Here is a 14,788-nt window from a genome sequence, read left to right as displayed (position 1 = left end):
CGGACCTCCTTCTGTGCTGCTGTCATGATGGGGTGCCCTCATGGGGTGTCAGGGCAGGTCCGGAGCGGGGGCCTGTACGCCCTCGGTGCTCGGGGCCAGGGTGGTGCCGAACGTATCACGCAGGTCGATCTCACCCTCGATGGCTCCGACGAGACGGCGCACGCCCTCGCGGATCTGCTCGGGTGTGGGGTAGCAGAAGCTCAGGCGCATGTTGGCCCGGCCGCGGCCGTCGGCGTAGAAGCCGGTGCCGGGCACGTAGGCGACCCGTTCGGTGACGGCCCGGGGAAGCATGGCCTTGGAGTCGATGCCCTCGGGCAGGGTGGCCCAGACGAAGAATCCGCCCTGGGGGCGGGTCCAGGTGCAGCCCGCGGGCATCATCGCGGTCAGCGCGTTGAGCATCGCGTCGCGGCGTTCGCCGTACATGGTGTTGAACGACTTGATCTGCTCGCGCCAGGGGAAGGTGTTGAGGTAGCGGCGTACCACCAGCTGGTTGAAGGTGGAGTGGCTGAGCATCGCCGACTCGGCGGCCAGGACGAGCTTGGCGCGCACCGCGGCGGGGGCCAGCGCCCAGCCGATGCGCAGGCCGGGCGAGAAGGTCTTGGACAGCGACCCCAGGTAGACGACGTTGCCCTCGCTCTGGGAGTAGAGGGTGGGCTCGGGGTCGCCGTCGTAGCGCAGCAGACCGTAGGGGTTGTCCTCGACGATGAGCACGTCGTGGCGCTCGCAGGTCTCGGTCACCCGCACGCGCCGCTCGGCCGTCATGGTGATCCCGGCGGGGTTCTGGAAGTTGGGGACGGTGTAGAAGAACTTCACCGGCCGCCCGTCCAGCTCGGCGCGGACGAGCGCCTCCTCCAGCTCCTCGGGGATCACGCCCTGCTCGTCCATGCCCACGTGGCGGATGTCGGCCTGGAAGGCGGCGAAGGTGTTGATCGCGGTGACGTAGGTGGGGGCCTCGGTCAGCACGATGTCGCCCGGATCGACGAAGACGCGGGTGATCAGGTCCAGGGCCTGCTGGGAGCCGACGGTGACGATGACGTCGTCGGGGCTGGCGGTGATGCCCTCCAGCGACATGTAGTCGCAGAGCTGTTCGCGCAGCACGGGGTCGCCCTGGGCGGAGCCGTACTGGAGGGCGGCCGTGCCCTCCTCGGAGACGACGTCCTTGACCAGTTCGCCGATCTGCTCCAGGGGCAGCGCCGCGACGTTGGGCATGCCCCCGGCGAGGGAGACCACCTCGGGACGCGAAGCGACGGCGAAGAGTGCGCGGACCTCCGATGCGACCATGCCCTGTGCTCGGCGTGCGTAGCGGCCGACGTGCGGGTCGATACGCGAACCCTGTTGGCTGGGCTGCTGCTCTCGGTGGTCAGCGGACACGGTCCACCTCCGAAGGAAGGACGTTCTGTGGGGCAGGGCGGGGGCCGCCCGGGAACTCTCGGCGCTCCCGGGTTCGACGTCCTCGCCGTCCCCGCGGTTCACACCCCGTCCCCGTCAGCGGGCGCGGTGCCCGGAGTCGCGGGTGGGGTGGTCGGATGGGCTGGGTCGTGAGTGGACACGACCCGGTAAATGCACCGAGTCTAGCCCAGCGTCGAGGCACGGGCGCGGCACGGGTCCCCCACGTGCTGTTCGCCACACCGGTCACACCCGCTCCCCTCGCCCCGTCCTCCTCGGTGAACTACCCATGCGCCGCGGGGTTCACGGGGGGAGGCGAGAACATGGGCCGCTCTTTCCCCGGCCATCAGCCGGATGCCAGCGGGATGGGGATTCGCGGCGCGGGTCACGGCGCGGCGCGGGGACTCGCGGAGGACGGCACCGGGGGAAAGGAACCCGTCCGCCCGGCGGGGCGGGGGCTCACGGTGACGGGCGTGGCGAGGGGGCGGGTCCCCCTGAACCCGCCCCCTCGCATCGGCACACCCCGGGAAGCCGAGCTCCCGCGTGGGGCGTACCGTCGGCGCGATGGCCCCGGGGGGTTCCCCCGAATCCCCGTGGTCGGCCATCCGAGCCCGGTGGCGCCTCTCCGCTACTCTCCCCCGGAACCCCCCTCAAGGTCCCAAGGCCGTGGACGCGCCACGCGTTTCGTCCGCGGTCCGCCGCCGGGCCCTCTCTTGCCCCGCGGCGGCCACCGACTCTGGGCCGCGCACGCACAGTCCATCGCACGCCGGACGACACGGCAACGGTTGCACTAGGTTGCGGTTTCGTCGCGCAGAGCCATGGGGCAGTCCCCGTCGCGGAGCGCGTCCCGCAGTGCGCGCACCCCGGGTGCCACCGACCCGGGCAGCAGGTCCACCGGGGAGGCGGGCCGGGACACCCGGACCCGCACCTCTCCGCTGAACCGGTAGGGACGGCTCTGGATGATGCCGCCCAGGTGGCGGCGCACGCGCGAGAGCTCGGCGCGCACCGTCACCACGTGCCCGCCCGCGCCGAACACGTCCTGGGACAGCTGCGCGCCGGTGCGCCCGCCCCGGTGCACGGCCAACAGCAGCAGCAGCTCCGCGTGGCGCGGGGTGAGCCGGTGCGCCCACTCCCCGCTGGGCCCGGCGACCACCATCCTGGGCGAGGGCCGGGTCAGGTCCAGGGTGACCGTGGAGGGCGCGGTCTCCGCCGCGGGGCGGGGGCGCAGCAGCCAGCCGCCGGGCAGGGGTTCCAGGGCGCACTCCCCCAGGGCGGGCAGCCAGGCGGTGCCGCTCTCGCGGTGCTTGGGCAGCAGCACCCTGCGGACCGGTTCCATGTGGACGGCGGCGGCGGTCCACCCGGCCTCGTCCACCACCAGCGCGCGCTCGCTCATCCCGGCCAGCAGGGGCGCGGCCACCGAGCGCAGCCGCTCCAGGTGGGTGTGGTGGATGCTCTGCAAATGGGCCTCGGCCAGCTGGGCCACCGCGCTGACCAGGGCGAGGGTGGAGGGGTGGATGGTGGAGACGGGGCCGGTGACGTCGACGGCGCCGAGCAGGCGGCCGTCGCGGGGGTCGTGGATGGGGGCGCAGGCGCAGGTGAGGGCGTGCAAGTTGCGTACGAAGTGCTCGGCGGAGTAGACCTGCACGGGCCGCCCCACGACCAGGGCGGTGCCGATGGCGTTGGTGCCGGTGCTGCCCTCGTTCCAGAAGGCGCCCTCGACGAGTCCGACGCGGTCGCCGAGGGAGCGGATGCGGTGGGAGCCGTCGCGCCACAGGATCTGCCCGGAGGCGTCGGTGACCAGCATGATGTGGTCGGCCTCGTCGGCGACCGAGACGAGGGAGCGGCGGATCAGCGGCAGGACCTCGGCGATCGGGGAGGCGTCCCGGTGCCGTTGGAGTTCGTCCAGGCGGACCATGCGGGGCGGCGGGGCGCTGTCGGGGTCGATCCCGAAGCGTCGGGTGCGGGACCAGGAGTCCTCGATGACCGGTCGCAGGGAGGCGGGCGCCGGACGCCCGGCGAGCGAGGCCTCGTGCACGCGCCGGAGCAGGCGGGCGTGCTCGCGGGCGTCGGCCCCGGCCGGCAGGGCCGTGTCCAGCGACGAAAAAGACATGCGGTCCCCTGAGCTCGCGTTCGCAACGGCGTTCATCAATTTTCCCGGTTCGGCTTCGACAGGGTTGAGGGAACGGAAATACACACATGTTTCGGAGGCCGCCCTCACCTCCGCTTCCGTTTCATCACCGGATTATGCCCCATCGCGACCCCCGCAGCGGACGGGGATCCCGTTGCCTGGCGGATGCCGGAAACCCCTGGGGCTCCGCGCGTATCCGGCGCGGCGCCCGCGTCCGCGGTCGCCGAAAGGCGGTGGACGCGTCTTCGAAAAGGGGTCCGGGAGCGAACGGAACAGCGGAATTTCCTAAAACGGCCGGTAATGCCGCAACGACACTTTCCCGGACACATGCCCGCGTCACACGACACCCGGACGCGCACGCTCCCGCGCCCCGCGCGGGGCGTGTCGGCCGGGGTGGTACCGAGCCCGGGATCCGGGACCGCGGAGCCCGGGTCAGTGCTGCCAGCGGGTGAGCGCGAACCACAGCCGCATGCGCTGCTCGGCGTCGGCCAGGTCCACGCCCAGGTCGCGCTCGACCCGTCCGATCCGGTAGCGGACGCTGTTGCGGTGGGCGCCCAGGTCGGCGGCGGCCCGGTCCCAGTTGCCGTGCCGGGTGAGCCAGACGCGCAGGGTGCGGCGCAGCAGCCGCGCGGAGTCGGTGTCCTCGGCCAGCGGCCCCAGGACGCGGCGGGCCAGGTCGTCGCCTCCCCCCGGCCCCAGGAGAACGTCGAAGGGGTCGGCGGGCTCCTCCAGCAGCGGCCCGCCGACCGCGCGGGCGCGGGTGAGCAGGGCGGCGGCCCGGCGGTCCGCCGCGGCCAGCTCCGCCGGGTCCACCGGCCCGCTCAGGGCTCCGATCCAGCCGTGGTCGCGCAGCAGGTCCAGGTGGGTCCGGTGCGCGGTGTCGCCACGGTCGGCGAGGACGGCGCGCAGGTCCTCGCCGGGACCCGCGTCCAGCAGCCGGGTGCCCAGGGACAGCGCGGCGGGGGCGGTGTGGCGTCCCCGTCCGGCGGGCCGGGCACGCAGGACCCGGTAGGCGCCGGGCGCCGCTGATCCGGCGCGGGTGGCCGGTGCGGTCGGAGTGGCGGGTGTCTCCGGTGCGCCGGTCGTCGCGGAGGCCGCGGGTATCGCTGACCCCGCGCAGGCGCCCGTCGGAGCGGTGAGCTCGGCCAGCAGCGGCACGGCCGCGTCGGTGAGCCCGCCGTCCAGGAGCAGGCCGGTGATCAGGCGGCCCGGGGCGGGCGGGGCGCCCTGGGAGGTGCGGGCGAGCAACTCCAGCAGGGCGGTGGCGGTGCGCAGGACGGCCCGGTCGGTGACGCCCAGCGGCTCGGGGCGGCCGACCAGGACCACGCCGTGCTCCTGCGGCGGGGTGCCGACGGTGTGCAGGAAGACCTCGTCCCCCCGTGCCCGGGCCTTGGCGCTGCGCGGGCCGCGGGGCCGGGTGAGCCGGTCCGCGAGCCCGTGCAGTTCGGGGTGCAGCTCGGCCGGGGCGCCCGCGGTGCGGTGGGCGCCGCCCGGCACGGCGGGCGACGGGCGGACCAGGACCGCCCAGCCGCCGAGGGCCTCGGCCAGGACGCGCAGGACCCGGTCCACGGGGGCGTCGGCGGTGACGGCCAGGGCCAGGGCCTGGTGCGCCTCGCCCAGGCGGCGCAGGTCGCGCAGGTGCAGTTCCTGGAGCTGGGCGCCCACCGCCTGGCTGACGGCGGCGAAGGGCGTGGGACGGGGCACCTCCACCAGGGGCAGCCCCCGCGCGCGGCACTGCTCGACGAGCCCGGCGGGGACGGTGTCGTGCACCGGGGTGACGCCGAAGCCGACGGCGCTGACCCCCGCGCCGACCAGGGAGTCGACGTAGCCGCGCAGATCGGCGGGGGTGGCGGGCAGGTTGACGCCCGCGGTGAGCAGCAGTTCGCCGCCGCGCAGGTAGGCGGCCGGGTCGGCCAGCTCGCTGGCCACCGCCCAGCCGATCCCCGGGTCCCCGGCGGCCACGAGGGTGACCAGCCCCAGGTCGCGGCGGCCCACGACGGTGCTCAACGGCACCGTGTGGACCTGTGCCCGGCTCTGCTCCGCCATCCCTGCCCCCTCCGCGACCCGGCCCGCGTCCCCCGACCGGCGGGTCGGAAGGGGGGGAAGGCGCTCTCGCTCCGAGGGCCTCCGCACGGGGGTGCGCTGACCGCATGTTCTGGATACCTCATCCAGTACAACGCATGTCTGTGGATGGTTCGTCCACTGGAGGACGCCGCGTCGGCTGTCTAACCTGTCCGGGGTTCGTGTGATCTGCCCAAACATGGTCGCTTTCGTTCCCCTGCGCTCCTCCGCCCGCACCGGGAGCACCCGCGCGGCTGCCGCACGGCAGGACCGAACACCGCACCGACGACGAGAAGGACACCCGTGAACGCACCGATCGGCCCCACCGACTCCAGCCTCGTACCGCGCTTCGCCGGACCGGCCACCTTCGCCCGGCTGCCCCGCATCGACCAGGTCGAGCACGCCGACATCGCCGTGGTCGGCGTCCCCTTCGACACCGGCGTGTCCTACCGCCCCGGCGCGCGCTTCGGCCCCTCGGCCATCCGCGAGGCCAGCCGTCTGCTGCGCCCCTACAACCCGGGCCTGGACGTGTCCCCGTTCGCCTCCGCGCAGGTGGTCGACGGCGGCGACATCGCGGTCAACCCCTTCTCGATCGGCGACGCGGTGGAGACCCTGGACCAGGGCGCCTCCGAGTTCGTGCGGGCGGGCACCCGCCTGGTCACCCTGGGCGGCGACCACACCATCGCGCTGCCGCTGCTGCGCTCGCTGTACCGCCAGCACGGGCCGATCGCCCTGCTGCACTTCGACGCCCACCTGGACACCTGGGACACCTACTTCGGCGAGCCCTACACCCACGGCACCCCGTTCCGCCGCGCCGTGGAGGAGGGGATCCTGGACACCGAGGCCCTGTGCCACGTGGGCACCCGCGGCCCGCTGTACGGCAAGAAGGACCTGGAGGAGGACCGCCGCTTCGGCTTCGGCATCGTCACCTCCGCCGACGTCATGCGCAGGGGCGTGGACGAGGTCGCCGACGCGCTGCGCCAGCGCATCGGCGACCGCCCGCTGTACGTGTCGGTGGACATCGACGTGCTCGACCCGGCACACGCGCCCGGCACCGGCACCCCGGAGGCGGGCGGCCTAACCAGCCGCGAACTGCTGGAGATCCTGCGCGGGCTGGCCTCCTGCAACCTGGTGGGCGCCGACGTGGTGGAGGTCGCCCCGGCCTACGACCACGCCCAGATCACCGCGACCGCCGCCTCGCACGTGGCCTACGACCTGGTCAGCGTCCTGGCGCTGAACCACAGGGGCTGAGCCCGCGCGCCGCGGCGGAGGCGACCGCGCGGCCGGTGGCGCCGACCGGACCGGCGCTCCGCCGCGCGGAGCACCGGGGGTCAGACCCCGGCGCCCTCGCGGCGGGCGCGCAGGTGGGCCCAGGTCAGGTCGGTGACGTGCCGGGCCATGGTCTCGGGGCTCTCCTCGGGGTGCTCCAGGAACCAGTCGGCGAAGGCGTCGGCGGTGCTGACCGCGATGCGCGCCAGCAGCTGGGCGTCCTTGGGGGCGAGGTCACCGTAGCCCTCGCGCGTGCACGCGGTGATGAGGTCGGCCACCTCGGCCGTGACGCGGTCCCTGAGCCGCACGGACTCCCCCGCGAAGGGCTCGCCCCGCAGGTCCGCGTGCCGGTACAGCACGGTCCAGCTCGCGCGGTTGCCGGTGACGAAGACGAAGAAGGCCTGCATGCCCCGGCGCAGGGGGTCGTCCTCCGCCGGGGCGTGCGGATCGTGCGCGGCGGCGCGCACGGCCTCGATGAGCCGGTCGGTCTCGCGGCGCACACAGGCGGTGAAGATCCTCTCCTTGGAGCCCAGGTACTGGTACACGGTGGGCTTGGAGGTACCGGCCGCCTCGGCGATGTCCTCGACGCTCACGGTGTGGTAGCCGCCGCGCGAGAACGCGGTGACGGCGGCGTCGATCATCTGCTCTTCCCTGAGCCGACGCGGGAGTCTGCGCTGTGTGCTCTTCACCATGTCTCCCGGAGGATGCCCCGTCCTTCAGGGCGGGGAGGAGCCCAGGGCACACGACCACCACATTTCCGTTCTGCCTTACCCATGATCTCCCTTGGTGTAATTTTTGCCGTATGCGGACGGCGTACAAGTGCCGGGCCTACCCGGACCCCGAACAGCAGGCCCAACTGGCCCGCACGTTCGGATGCGTGCGCCTGGTATGGAACAAGACCCTCGCCGACCGCCACACCGCCTACCACCAGCACGGCGAGAACACCTCCTACAAATAGACCGACCAGGCGCTGACCCAGTGGAAGAAGACCGAAGACCTGGCGTTCCTGTCCGAGGTGTCCTCGGTGCCGTTGCAGCAGACCCTGCGCCACCAGCACAGCGCGTTCGCGAACTTCTTCGCCGGGCGGGCCAAGTACCCCCGGTTCAAGAACCGGCAGGGCCGACAGTCGGCGCACTACACCCGGTCGGCGTCTCGCATCAAGGATGCACAGCTGTTCCTGGCTAAACAGCAGGCACCGCTTGAGGTGGCGTGGTCCTTCAACGACGTCGACCTCGCGTCGCTGGACCCGACCACGGTCATCGTTTCGCGTGAGGCGGACGGGCGCTGGTACGCCACTCTCGCCGTGGACACCGACGATCCTGACCCGGCACCGGACACCGGTTCTGAGGTGGCTGTGGATCTGGGGGTGAAGGACTTCGCGACCCTGTCCACGGGCGAGAAGATCGCCAACCCCCGCCACGTGGAGCGCAAGGCCCGCAACCTCAAGCGCTACCAGCGGCGCATGGCCCGCACCCAGCGCGGCTCGGCCAACCGCCGCAAGGCCAAGCGCAAAGTCGCGGCCGCCTACCGCAAGGTCCGCCACGCCCGCGCTGACTTCCTGCACAAGACCACCACGCGTTTGGTGCGCGAGCACGACCTGATCGCCATCGAGGACCTGCACGTGCGGGGCCTGACCGCCTCCGCACGCGGCACCGCCGAGCGACCCGGTCAGCGGGTCCGTCAAAAGGCCGGGCTGAACCGGTCGGTTCTGGACGCCGGCCTTGGAGAGTTCCGCCGTCAGCTGGAGTACAAGGCCGCGCGTGCGGGCCGCACGCTGGTGGTGGTGGATCGGTGGTTTCCCTCCTCCAAGACCTGTTCTGCGTGCGGGTACCTGCTGGATCGGCTTTCGTTGGGCACCCGGTCGTGGACGTGCCCTTCCTGTCGCACCCGGCATGATCGGGATCTCAACGCGGCCAAGAACGTCCTTGCGGCTGGTCGAGTCGCAGCCCGGGAAGCAGTCTCGGGTGATGCCTGGGGAGCTGGTGTGAGTCGGCAAGGGTCCTCCCTTCCGCAGTCGGCGTCGAAACAGGAAACCGGGCCCGTGAGGGTCGCCGCGCGAGCGGCACCAGGCTGTTAGGTTCGGTCGGGATCCCCCTCCTTCGAGGAGAGGGAGGAAGTCAAGTACCCAGACTTTATGGCGGCGGGGGCGTCCGGCCAGGGGCGGTGGTCCCCCGTACGAGCCCCCGCGCACGGTCCGCGGCGGGCGCGCGTGCGTGACCTGTGGCGTCGGCCCGTCGGGGCCGTCCCCCGGTGGTATTTCCCACACCGGTCCGGCTCCGCGTCGGCCGTACGGCGGCGGGTTCGGGCGGCGGCGGGCGCGCGTGCTTCGGGTCCGGTGCGCCCTCAGTAGGCGGCGTCGCGCAGGACCAGGGTGCAGCACTTGGCGCCTCCCCCGGCCCGGCGCAGCTCGTCCAGCTCCACGGGGTGGACGGCGTAGCCCAGGGCTCGCAGGCGGTCGGCCAGGGCGGTGGCCTCGGCGGCGATGACGACGTTGCGGCCGTCGCACACGGCGTTGAGGCCGAGCACGGCGGCGTCCTCCTCGGTGGCCAGGAGCGCGTCGGGGAAGAGCGAGCGCAGCACCCGCTGGCTTCCGGCCGAGAAGGCCCCGGGGTAGTAGGCGATCCGGTCCCCGGAGAGGGTGAACAGCGCGGTGTCCAGGTGGTAGAAGCGGGGGTCGGTCAGCTGGAGGGTGACGACGGGGCGGCCCAGGAAGCGCTCGGCCTCCTGGTGCGCGGCGGCCTCGGTCCTGAAGCCCGTGGCGGCCAGGACCACCTCGTCCAGGGTGAGGAAGTCGCCCTCGCCCTCGTTGACGTGCTTGGGCTCGCGGGTCTCGGTGTAGCCCGCCTGGCGGAACCAGTCGAGGTAGGCCGGGCCCTCGGGGGTTCGCTCGGCGCTGGCGAAGCGCGCCCCGTAGACCCTGCCGTCCACGACCAGGGCCCCGTTGGCGGCGAAGACCATGTCGGGCAGGCCGTCGACGGGGGCGATCTCGCTGACGCGGTGGCCCAGGGAGAGGTAGAGGTCGCGCAGCCCCTCCCACTGACGGATGGCGCGTGCGCGGTCGACGCCCGCCGCCGGGTCCATCCAGGGGTTGATCGCGTACTCGACCGCGAAGTAGGTGGGACGGCACATGAGGTAGTGCCGCGGAACCGCTGCCGGACCGACCGGTCGAACCATGGGACCCCCCGTACACCGCGCGGGACACTGGGCGGCCCCGGTGGCGCGTGGGTTCACGGCACCGCGGTCCGCACGGACGAAAGGGGACATACCCCTCTGCGGCACGAGTGCAACGCGCACCCGACGACGGACCGGCCGGAGACGTCGCTGGTGTGACACGAGGGGTCCGGTCCGGAGCGGTCCTCAGCGGCGGGCGTCGGAACCGCTCGACCCCACGGCCTCCTCCAGCTGTTCCCGGTTCATCTTCGACCGGCCCGGCACGTCCAGCTCCGAGGCCCGTTGGAGCAGTTCCCGCTTGGTGGCACGGCCCTCGCCCCGCCGCTCGACCCGGGTACCGCGCGCTCCGGCCCCCCGGGGCTCGCGCGCCCTCCTGGTCCCCTCCGCCCCGGTGGACGCGCGAGGGCCGCGCGAACGCGTGCCCTGGGTGCGCTGGGCCGGCAGGCTCTGGCGCAGGGCCTCCCCGAGGCCGTCCGCGTGCTCGGGGGGCGCGGCCCGCTCGGGCCGGTGGGTGAACGTCCTGCCCCCGGCCTTGGCGCGCACCAGCTCGGTCAGTCGCTGGCCGTAGCTGTCGGCGTAGTCCTGGGGATCCCACTCGGTCGACAGGGACCTGACCAGCTCCCGGGCCAGTTCGAGCTCGTTCTTGGCCAGCGCGGCGTGGGCCACGGGCGGCATCACGTCGTCGGGTTCGCGGACCTCGTCGGGCCACCACAGGGTGGAGGCCGACAGCACGCCCCGGTTCGGCTCGATCAGGACGGGGTACTCGCGGTCGCGCAGGACGATGGTGGCCACGCCCGTGCGGCGGGTCTGCTCCAGGGCCGTGTACAGCAGCTGGTAGGCCCTGGCGTCGGCCGCGGACCTGGGGGCGACGTAGTAGGTGGCGGCGTACCACAGCGCGTCGACGGCGCCCTGGGACAGGAAGCCGGTCAGCTCCATGGTGCGTGAGCCGTGCGGGAGGATCTCCTCCAGCTCCTCCGGTTCCAGGACCACGTACTCGTCCTCGACCCCCGTGCGGGCCCCGCGCACGACGTCCTCGCTGGCGACCTCCTCACCGGTGCGCTCGTTGACGCGGACGTAGCGGATGCGGTCGGCCGTGCCCCGCTCGAACTGGTGCAGCACGGGTCCCCTGCGCTCGCGCGCGCTGTAGAGGCGCACGCCGACGGGCACCCTGCCGAACATGAGGGTTCCCACCCAGACCGGATTGACCATGACCCCCTCCTCTGCCCCCATCATTACCGCTGCCAGGCAAAATGTCGGTCGAGAACGGCAAAGGACCCCCAAGGCGGGAAGGAACGGGACCATCCGGGAGAACACGGGTCCGCACGCCCCCGACCCTTGACCGACCGGTCGGTATTGCTACTGTCGCGGCAATCCGTGATTGGAGTCCTCCCATGAGTACGACCGTCAGGGCCGCCGTCTTCTCCGAGCGCGGCGCCCCTCCCCAGATTCGCGACCTGGTCCTGCCCGACCCCGGCCGCGGCCAGGTGCGGGTGCGCCTGGCCGCGGCCGGGGTGTGCCACTCCGACCTGTCCCTGTCCAACGGCACCCTGGCCCAGAAGTGGCCCGCCGTGCTGGGCCACGAGGGCGCCGGGACCGTCGACGCCGTCGGCGAGGACGTCACCGAGGTGGTGCCCGGCCAGCAGGTGATCCTGAACTGGGCCCCCTCGTGCCGCGAGTGCTGGTTCTGCCGCCAGGGCGAGCCCCACCTGTGTGAGCACGCGCTGGACCGCACCGTGCGGCCCTACGCCGAGCTCGCCGACGGCACGCCCGTCTACCCCGGCCTGGGCTGCGGCGCCTTCGCCGAGGCCACCGTGGTGCCCGCCTCCGCCGTCGTGCCGCTGCCCGACGGGATCGACCCGGCGGTGGCCGCCGTGCTGGGCTGCGCGGTGCTCACCGGCTGGGGCGCGGTCAACAACTCCGCGGGCGTGCGCGAGGGCCAGTCCGCCGTGGTGCTGGGCCTGGGCGGGGTGGGCCTGTCGGTGCTCCAGGCCGCGCGCCTGGCCGGGGCCGACCCGGTGGTCGCGGTGGACGTCTCCCCCGCCAAGGAGGAGCTGGCCCGCTCGCTGGGCGCCACCGAGTTCCTGCTCGCCGACGACTCGCTGGTCAGGGCCGTGCGCGCGCTGACGGGCGGGCGCGGCGCCGACCACGCCTTCGAGGTGGTGGGGTCGGCGAAGGTGGTGCGCTCGGCCTGGGACGTGTCCCGGCGCGGCGGCACGGTCACGGTGGTGGGCGTGGGCAGGCTGGACGACGAGGTGTCCTTCAACGCTCTGGAGCTGTTCCACCAGGCGCGCACGCTGCGCGGGTGCGTGTACGGCTCCAGCGACCCGGCGCGCGACATCCCGGTCATCGCCGAGCGGGTGCGCTCGGGGGAGCTGAGGCTGGCGGCGATGGTCACCGACGAGATCCCGCTCGAAGGCGTGCCCGAGGCCTTCGAGCGCATGGCCCGGGGTCAGGGCGGCCGGTCGCTGGTGCGCTTCGGGGCCTGAACGCGGCGGGCTCCGGCGGCGCCGCGCGGGCGCGGTACCGCCGGAGCCCGTGGCGCGTGGCCCGTCCCGGTCAGCGCCCGGGCCGCCGGACGGGGTCGCCGTCGGCGTCGAGCATGGTGACCTCCATGGGCGCCGCCTGGGACAGCTGGAGGCGCGTCAGGGGCGAAGGGCGGCCGGGTACGGCGGGTTCTCCCAGGCGGCGGGTCAGGGGCCACAGGAGCAGGGGCTGGGCGAGGAGGAGGAGCAGGGTCGCGAGCCCGATGAGGGTGGCGAGCGGCCCGGGGTCGAGGGTCGGAGGATGGAAGTACACGTGGGGTCCTCAGTCATCGACACGTTGTGACCAGCGCGAACGGGGCCGGAGGGGGTCCGGCGGGCGCGGGTCGCACGATTGTGGCCGAGCCGGGAGGGTTTGTCACCTGCTGACAAATCCTGTGGCGCACGGCACACGTTGCCCTTGCCGCGCCGCTCCGGCAGCGGCACAGTCGTCACCATCGCGCACGCCGTGCCCCGGGCACGGCCGACCTGAGGGGAACAGCATGGGTGGTAGCGGAGACGACCGCGCCGACGTCATCGTCGTCGGCGCCGGGCTGGCGGGCCTGACCGCGGCGGCGGAGCTGGCCGACGCGGGCAAACGCGTGGTCCTGCTGGACCAGGAGCCCGAGCAGTCCCTGGGCGGGCAGGCGTTCTGGTCCTTCGGCGGGCTGTTCCTCGTGGACTCCCCCGAGCAGCGGCGCATGGGCGTCAGGGACTCCGTGGAGCTGGCCATGCAGGACTGGACGGGCACCGCCGGGTTCGACCGCCCCGAGGACGCCTGGCCCCGCCGGTGGGCCGAGGCCTACGTGGACTTCGCCGCCGGGGAGAAGCGCTCCTGGCTCCACCAGCAGGGGATACGGTTCTTCCCCCTCGTGGGCTGGGCCGAGCGCGGCGGCTACCTGGCCGACGGCCACGGCAACTCCGTGCCCCGGTTCCACATCACCTGGGGCACCGGCCCGGGTGTGGTCGCGCCCTTCGAGCGGCGGGTCCGCGCGGCGGCCGAGCGCGGCCTGGTCTCGCTGCGCTTCCGCCACCGGGTGGACGAGCTGGTGGTCACGGGCGGGACGGTCACCGGCGTGCGCGGCGCGGTCCTGGCCCCCAGCGACGTCAGGCGGGGCGAGGCCAGCGGACGCGAGGCGGTCGGCGACTTCGAACTCTCCGCCCAGGCGGTGATCGTCACCTCCGGCGGGATCGGCGCCAACCACGACCTGGTGCGCCGCAACTGGCCCGAGCGCCTGGGCACCCCGCCGAGACACATGCTCTCGGGCGTGCCCGAGCACGTGGACGGGCGCATGCTGGCCATCACCGAGGAGGCGGGCGGGCGGGTCGTCAACCCCGACCGCATGTGGCACTACACCGAGGGCATCCAGAACTGGGACCCCGTCTGGTCCCGGCACGGCATCCGCATCCTGCCGGGGCCCTCCTCGCTGTGGCTGGACGCGACCGGCAAGCGGCTGCCCGCGCCCTACTTCCCGGGGTTCGACACCCTGGGCACCCTGGAGCACATCATGCGCGGCGGCCACGAGTACACGTGGTTCGTGCTCTCGCAGAGGATCATCGAGAAGGAGTTCGCCCTGTCGGGGTCGGAGCAGAACCCCGACCTGACCGGGAAGGACGTCGGGCTCGTCCTCAAGCGGGTACTGCCGGGAGCGCCGGGGCCGGTGGAGGCCTTCAAGCGCAACGGCGCGGACTTCGCCGTGGCCGACCGGCTGCCCGAGCTGATCCGCAAGATGAAGGCGATCGCGGGCGACGACGTGCTCGACGCCGACACCGTCACCCGCGAGGTGGTGGCCCGCGACCGGGAGATGGTCAACACCTTCACCAAGGACCTCCAGGTGACGGCGATCCACGGGGCGCGCAACTACCGGGGCGACCGCCTGGCCCGGGTGGCGTCCCCGCACCAGATCCTGGACCCCAAGGCGGGCCCGCTGATCGCGGTGCGCCTGCACGTCCTCACCCGCAAGTCCCTGGGCGGCCTGCACACCGACCTGGACGCCCGGGTGCTGCGCGCGGACGGCACGCCGCTGCCGGGGGTGTACGCCGCGGGCGAGGTCGCCGGGTTCGGCGGCGGCGGGGTGCACGGCTACCGGGCGCTGGAGGGCACCTTTCTGGGCGGCTGCCTGTTCTCGGGCCGCACGGCCGGGCGGGCCGCCGCGGCGGCGCTGGGGTAGGCGCGCGGACGCTCACCGTCGGGGGGGGGGGGGGGGGGGGGGGGGGGGGGGGGGGGGGGGGGGGGGGGGGGGGGGGGGGGGGG

10 protein-coding genes and 1 pseudogene are annotated in these 14,788 nt (G+C 73.6%); 4 read left to right on the top strand and 7 right to left on the bottom strand.

Annotation, left to right across the window (positions count from 1 at the left end):
* Nucleotides 1–48 precede the first annotated feature (48 nt).
* The 3 genes from ACSIH6_RS04490 to ACSIH6_RS04480 all read right to left on the bottom strand — a co-directional run bounded on the left by ACSIH6_RS04490 (nt 49) and on the right by ACSIH6_RS04480 (nt 5,560).
* Entirely contained in the window at nt 49–1,281 is a 1,233-nt protein-coding gene (locus ACSIH6_RS04490; RefSeq protein WP_435107062.1) for an aminotransferase-like domain-containing protein, read from the bottom strand.
* Nucleotides 1,282–2,176: 895 nt separating this feature from the next.
* Entirely contained in the window at nt 2,177–3,496 is a 1,320-nt protein-coding gene (locus ACSIH6_RS04485; protein ID WP_435106879.1) for a GAF domain-containing protein, read from the bottom strand.
* 450 nt (nt 3,497–3,946) lie between these two features.
* Nucleotides 3,947–5,560 (bottom strand): PucR family transcriptional regulator, encoded by a 1,614-nt coding sequence (locus ACSIH6_RS04480; RefSeq protein ID WP_435106877.1) that lies wholly within the window; start codon nt 5,558–5,560, stop codon nt 3,947–3,949.
* A gap of 318 nt (nt 5,561–5,878) precedes the next feature.
* On the opposite strand from ACSIH6_RS04480, the gene speB reads away from it, so the two are divergent.
* Nucleotides 5,879–6,826, top strand: a complete 948-nt coding sequence (gene speB, locus ACSIH6_RS04475) for an agmatinase (protein ID WP_435106875.1) — start codon at nt 5,879–5,881, stop codon at nt 6,824–6,826.
* An 80-nt stretch (nt 6,827–6,906) separates the two neighbouring features.
* On the opposite strand, the gene ACSIH6_RS04470 is transcribed toward speB, so the two are convergent.
* Nucleotides 6,907–7,533, bottom strand: coding sequence for a TetR/AcrR family transcriptional regulator (locus tag ACSIH6_RS04470; RefSeq protein WP_435107061.1), 627 nt, complete (start codon nt 7,531–7,533; stop codon nt 6,907–6,909).
* 113 nt (nt 7,534–7,646) lie between these two features.
* On the opposite strand from ACSIH6_RS04470, the pseudogene ACSIH6_RS04465 reads away from it, so the two are divergent.
* A pseudogene (locus ACSIH6_RS04465) lies at nt 7,647–8,921 on the top strand (RNA-guided endonuclease InsQ/TnpB family protein).
* 266 nt (nt 8,922–9,187) lie between these two features.
* Here the strand turns inward: ACSIH6_RS04465 and ddaH are convergent.
* Entirely contained in the window at nt 9,188–10,018 is an 831-nt protein-coding gene (gene ddaH, locus ACSIH6_RS04460) for a dimethylargininase (RefSeq protein ID WP_435106873.1), read from the bottom strand.
* A gap of 183 nt (nt 10,019–10,201) precedes the next feature.
* Nucleotides 10,202–11,224 (bottom strand): non-homologous end joining protein Ku, encoded by a 1,023-nt coding sequence (gene ku, locus ACSIH6_RS04455; protein ID WP_435106871.1) that lies wholly within the window; start codon nt 11,222–11,224, stop codon nt 10,202–10,204.
* A gap of 182 nt (nt 11,225–11,406) precedes the next feature.
* Here ku and ACSIH6_RS04450 point away from each other — a divergent pair, with 182 nt between their 5' ends.
* Nucleotides 11,407–12,501 carry an alcohol dehydrogenase catalytic domain-containing protein gene (locus ACSIH6_RS04450; RefSeq protein WP_435106869.1) on the top strand — a complete coding sequence of 365 codons (1,095 nt, stop codon included), beginning with the start codon at nt 11,407–11,409 and terminating at the stop codon, nt 12,499–12,501.
* Nucleotides 12,502–12,571: 70 nt separating this feature from the next.
* On the opposite strand, the gene ACSIH6_RS04445 is transcribed toward ACSIH6_RS04450, so the two are convergent.
* Nucleotides 12,572–12,811 carry a hypothetical protein gene (locus tag ACSIH6_RS04445; protein ID WP_435106867.1) on the bottom strand — a complete coding sequence of 80 codons (240 nt, stop codon included), beginning with the start codon at nt 12,809–12,811 and terminating at the stop codon, nt 12,572–12,574.
* Nucleotides 12,812–13,037: 226 nt separating this feature from the next.
* Between ACSIH6_RS04445 and ACSIH6_RS04440 the strand changes: the two genes are divergently transcribed.
* Complete coding sequence (locus ACSIH6_RS04440) at nt 13,038–14,705, top strand: FAD-binding dehydrogenase (protein ID WP_435106865.1); 1,668 nt, start codon at nt 13,038–13,040, stop codon at nt 14,703–14,705.
* The last annotated feature ends 83 nt before the right edge of the window (nt 14,706–14,788 follow it).

It is taken from the genome of Nocardiopsis synnemataformans, assembly GCF_965343085.1.
Taxonomy (GTDB): Bacteria; Actinomycetota; Actinomycetes; order Streptosporangiales; family Streptosporangiaceae; genus Nocardiopsis; species Nocardiopsis alborubida.
Note: the sequence above shows the minus strand (reverse complement) of the source record. Positions and strands in the feature narration are given on the sequence as shown.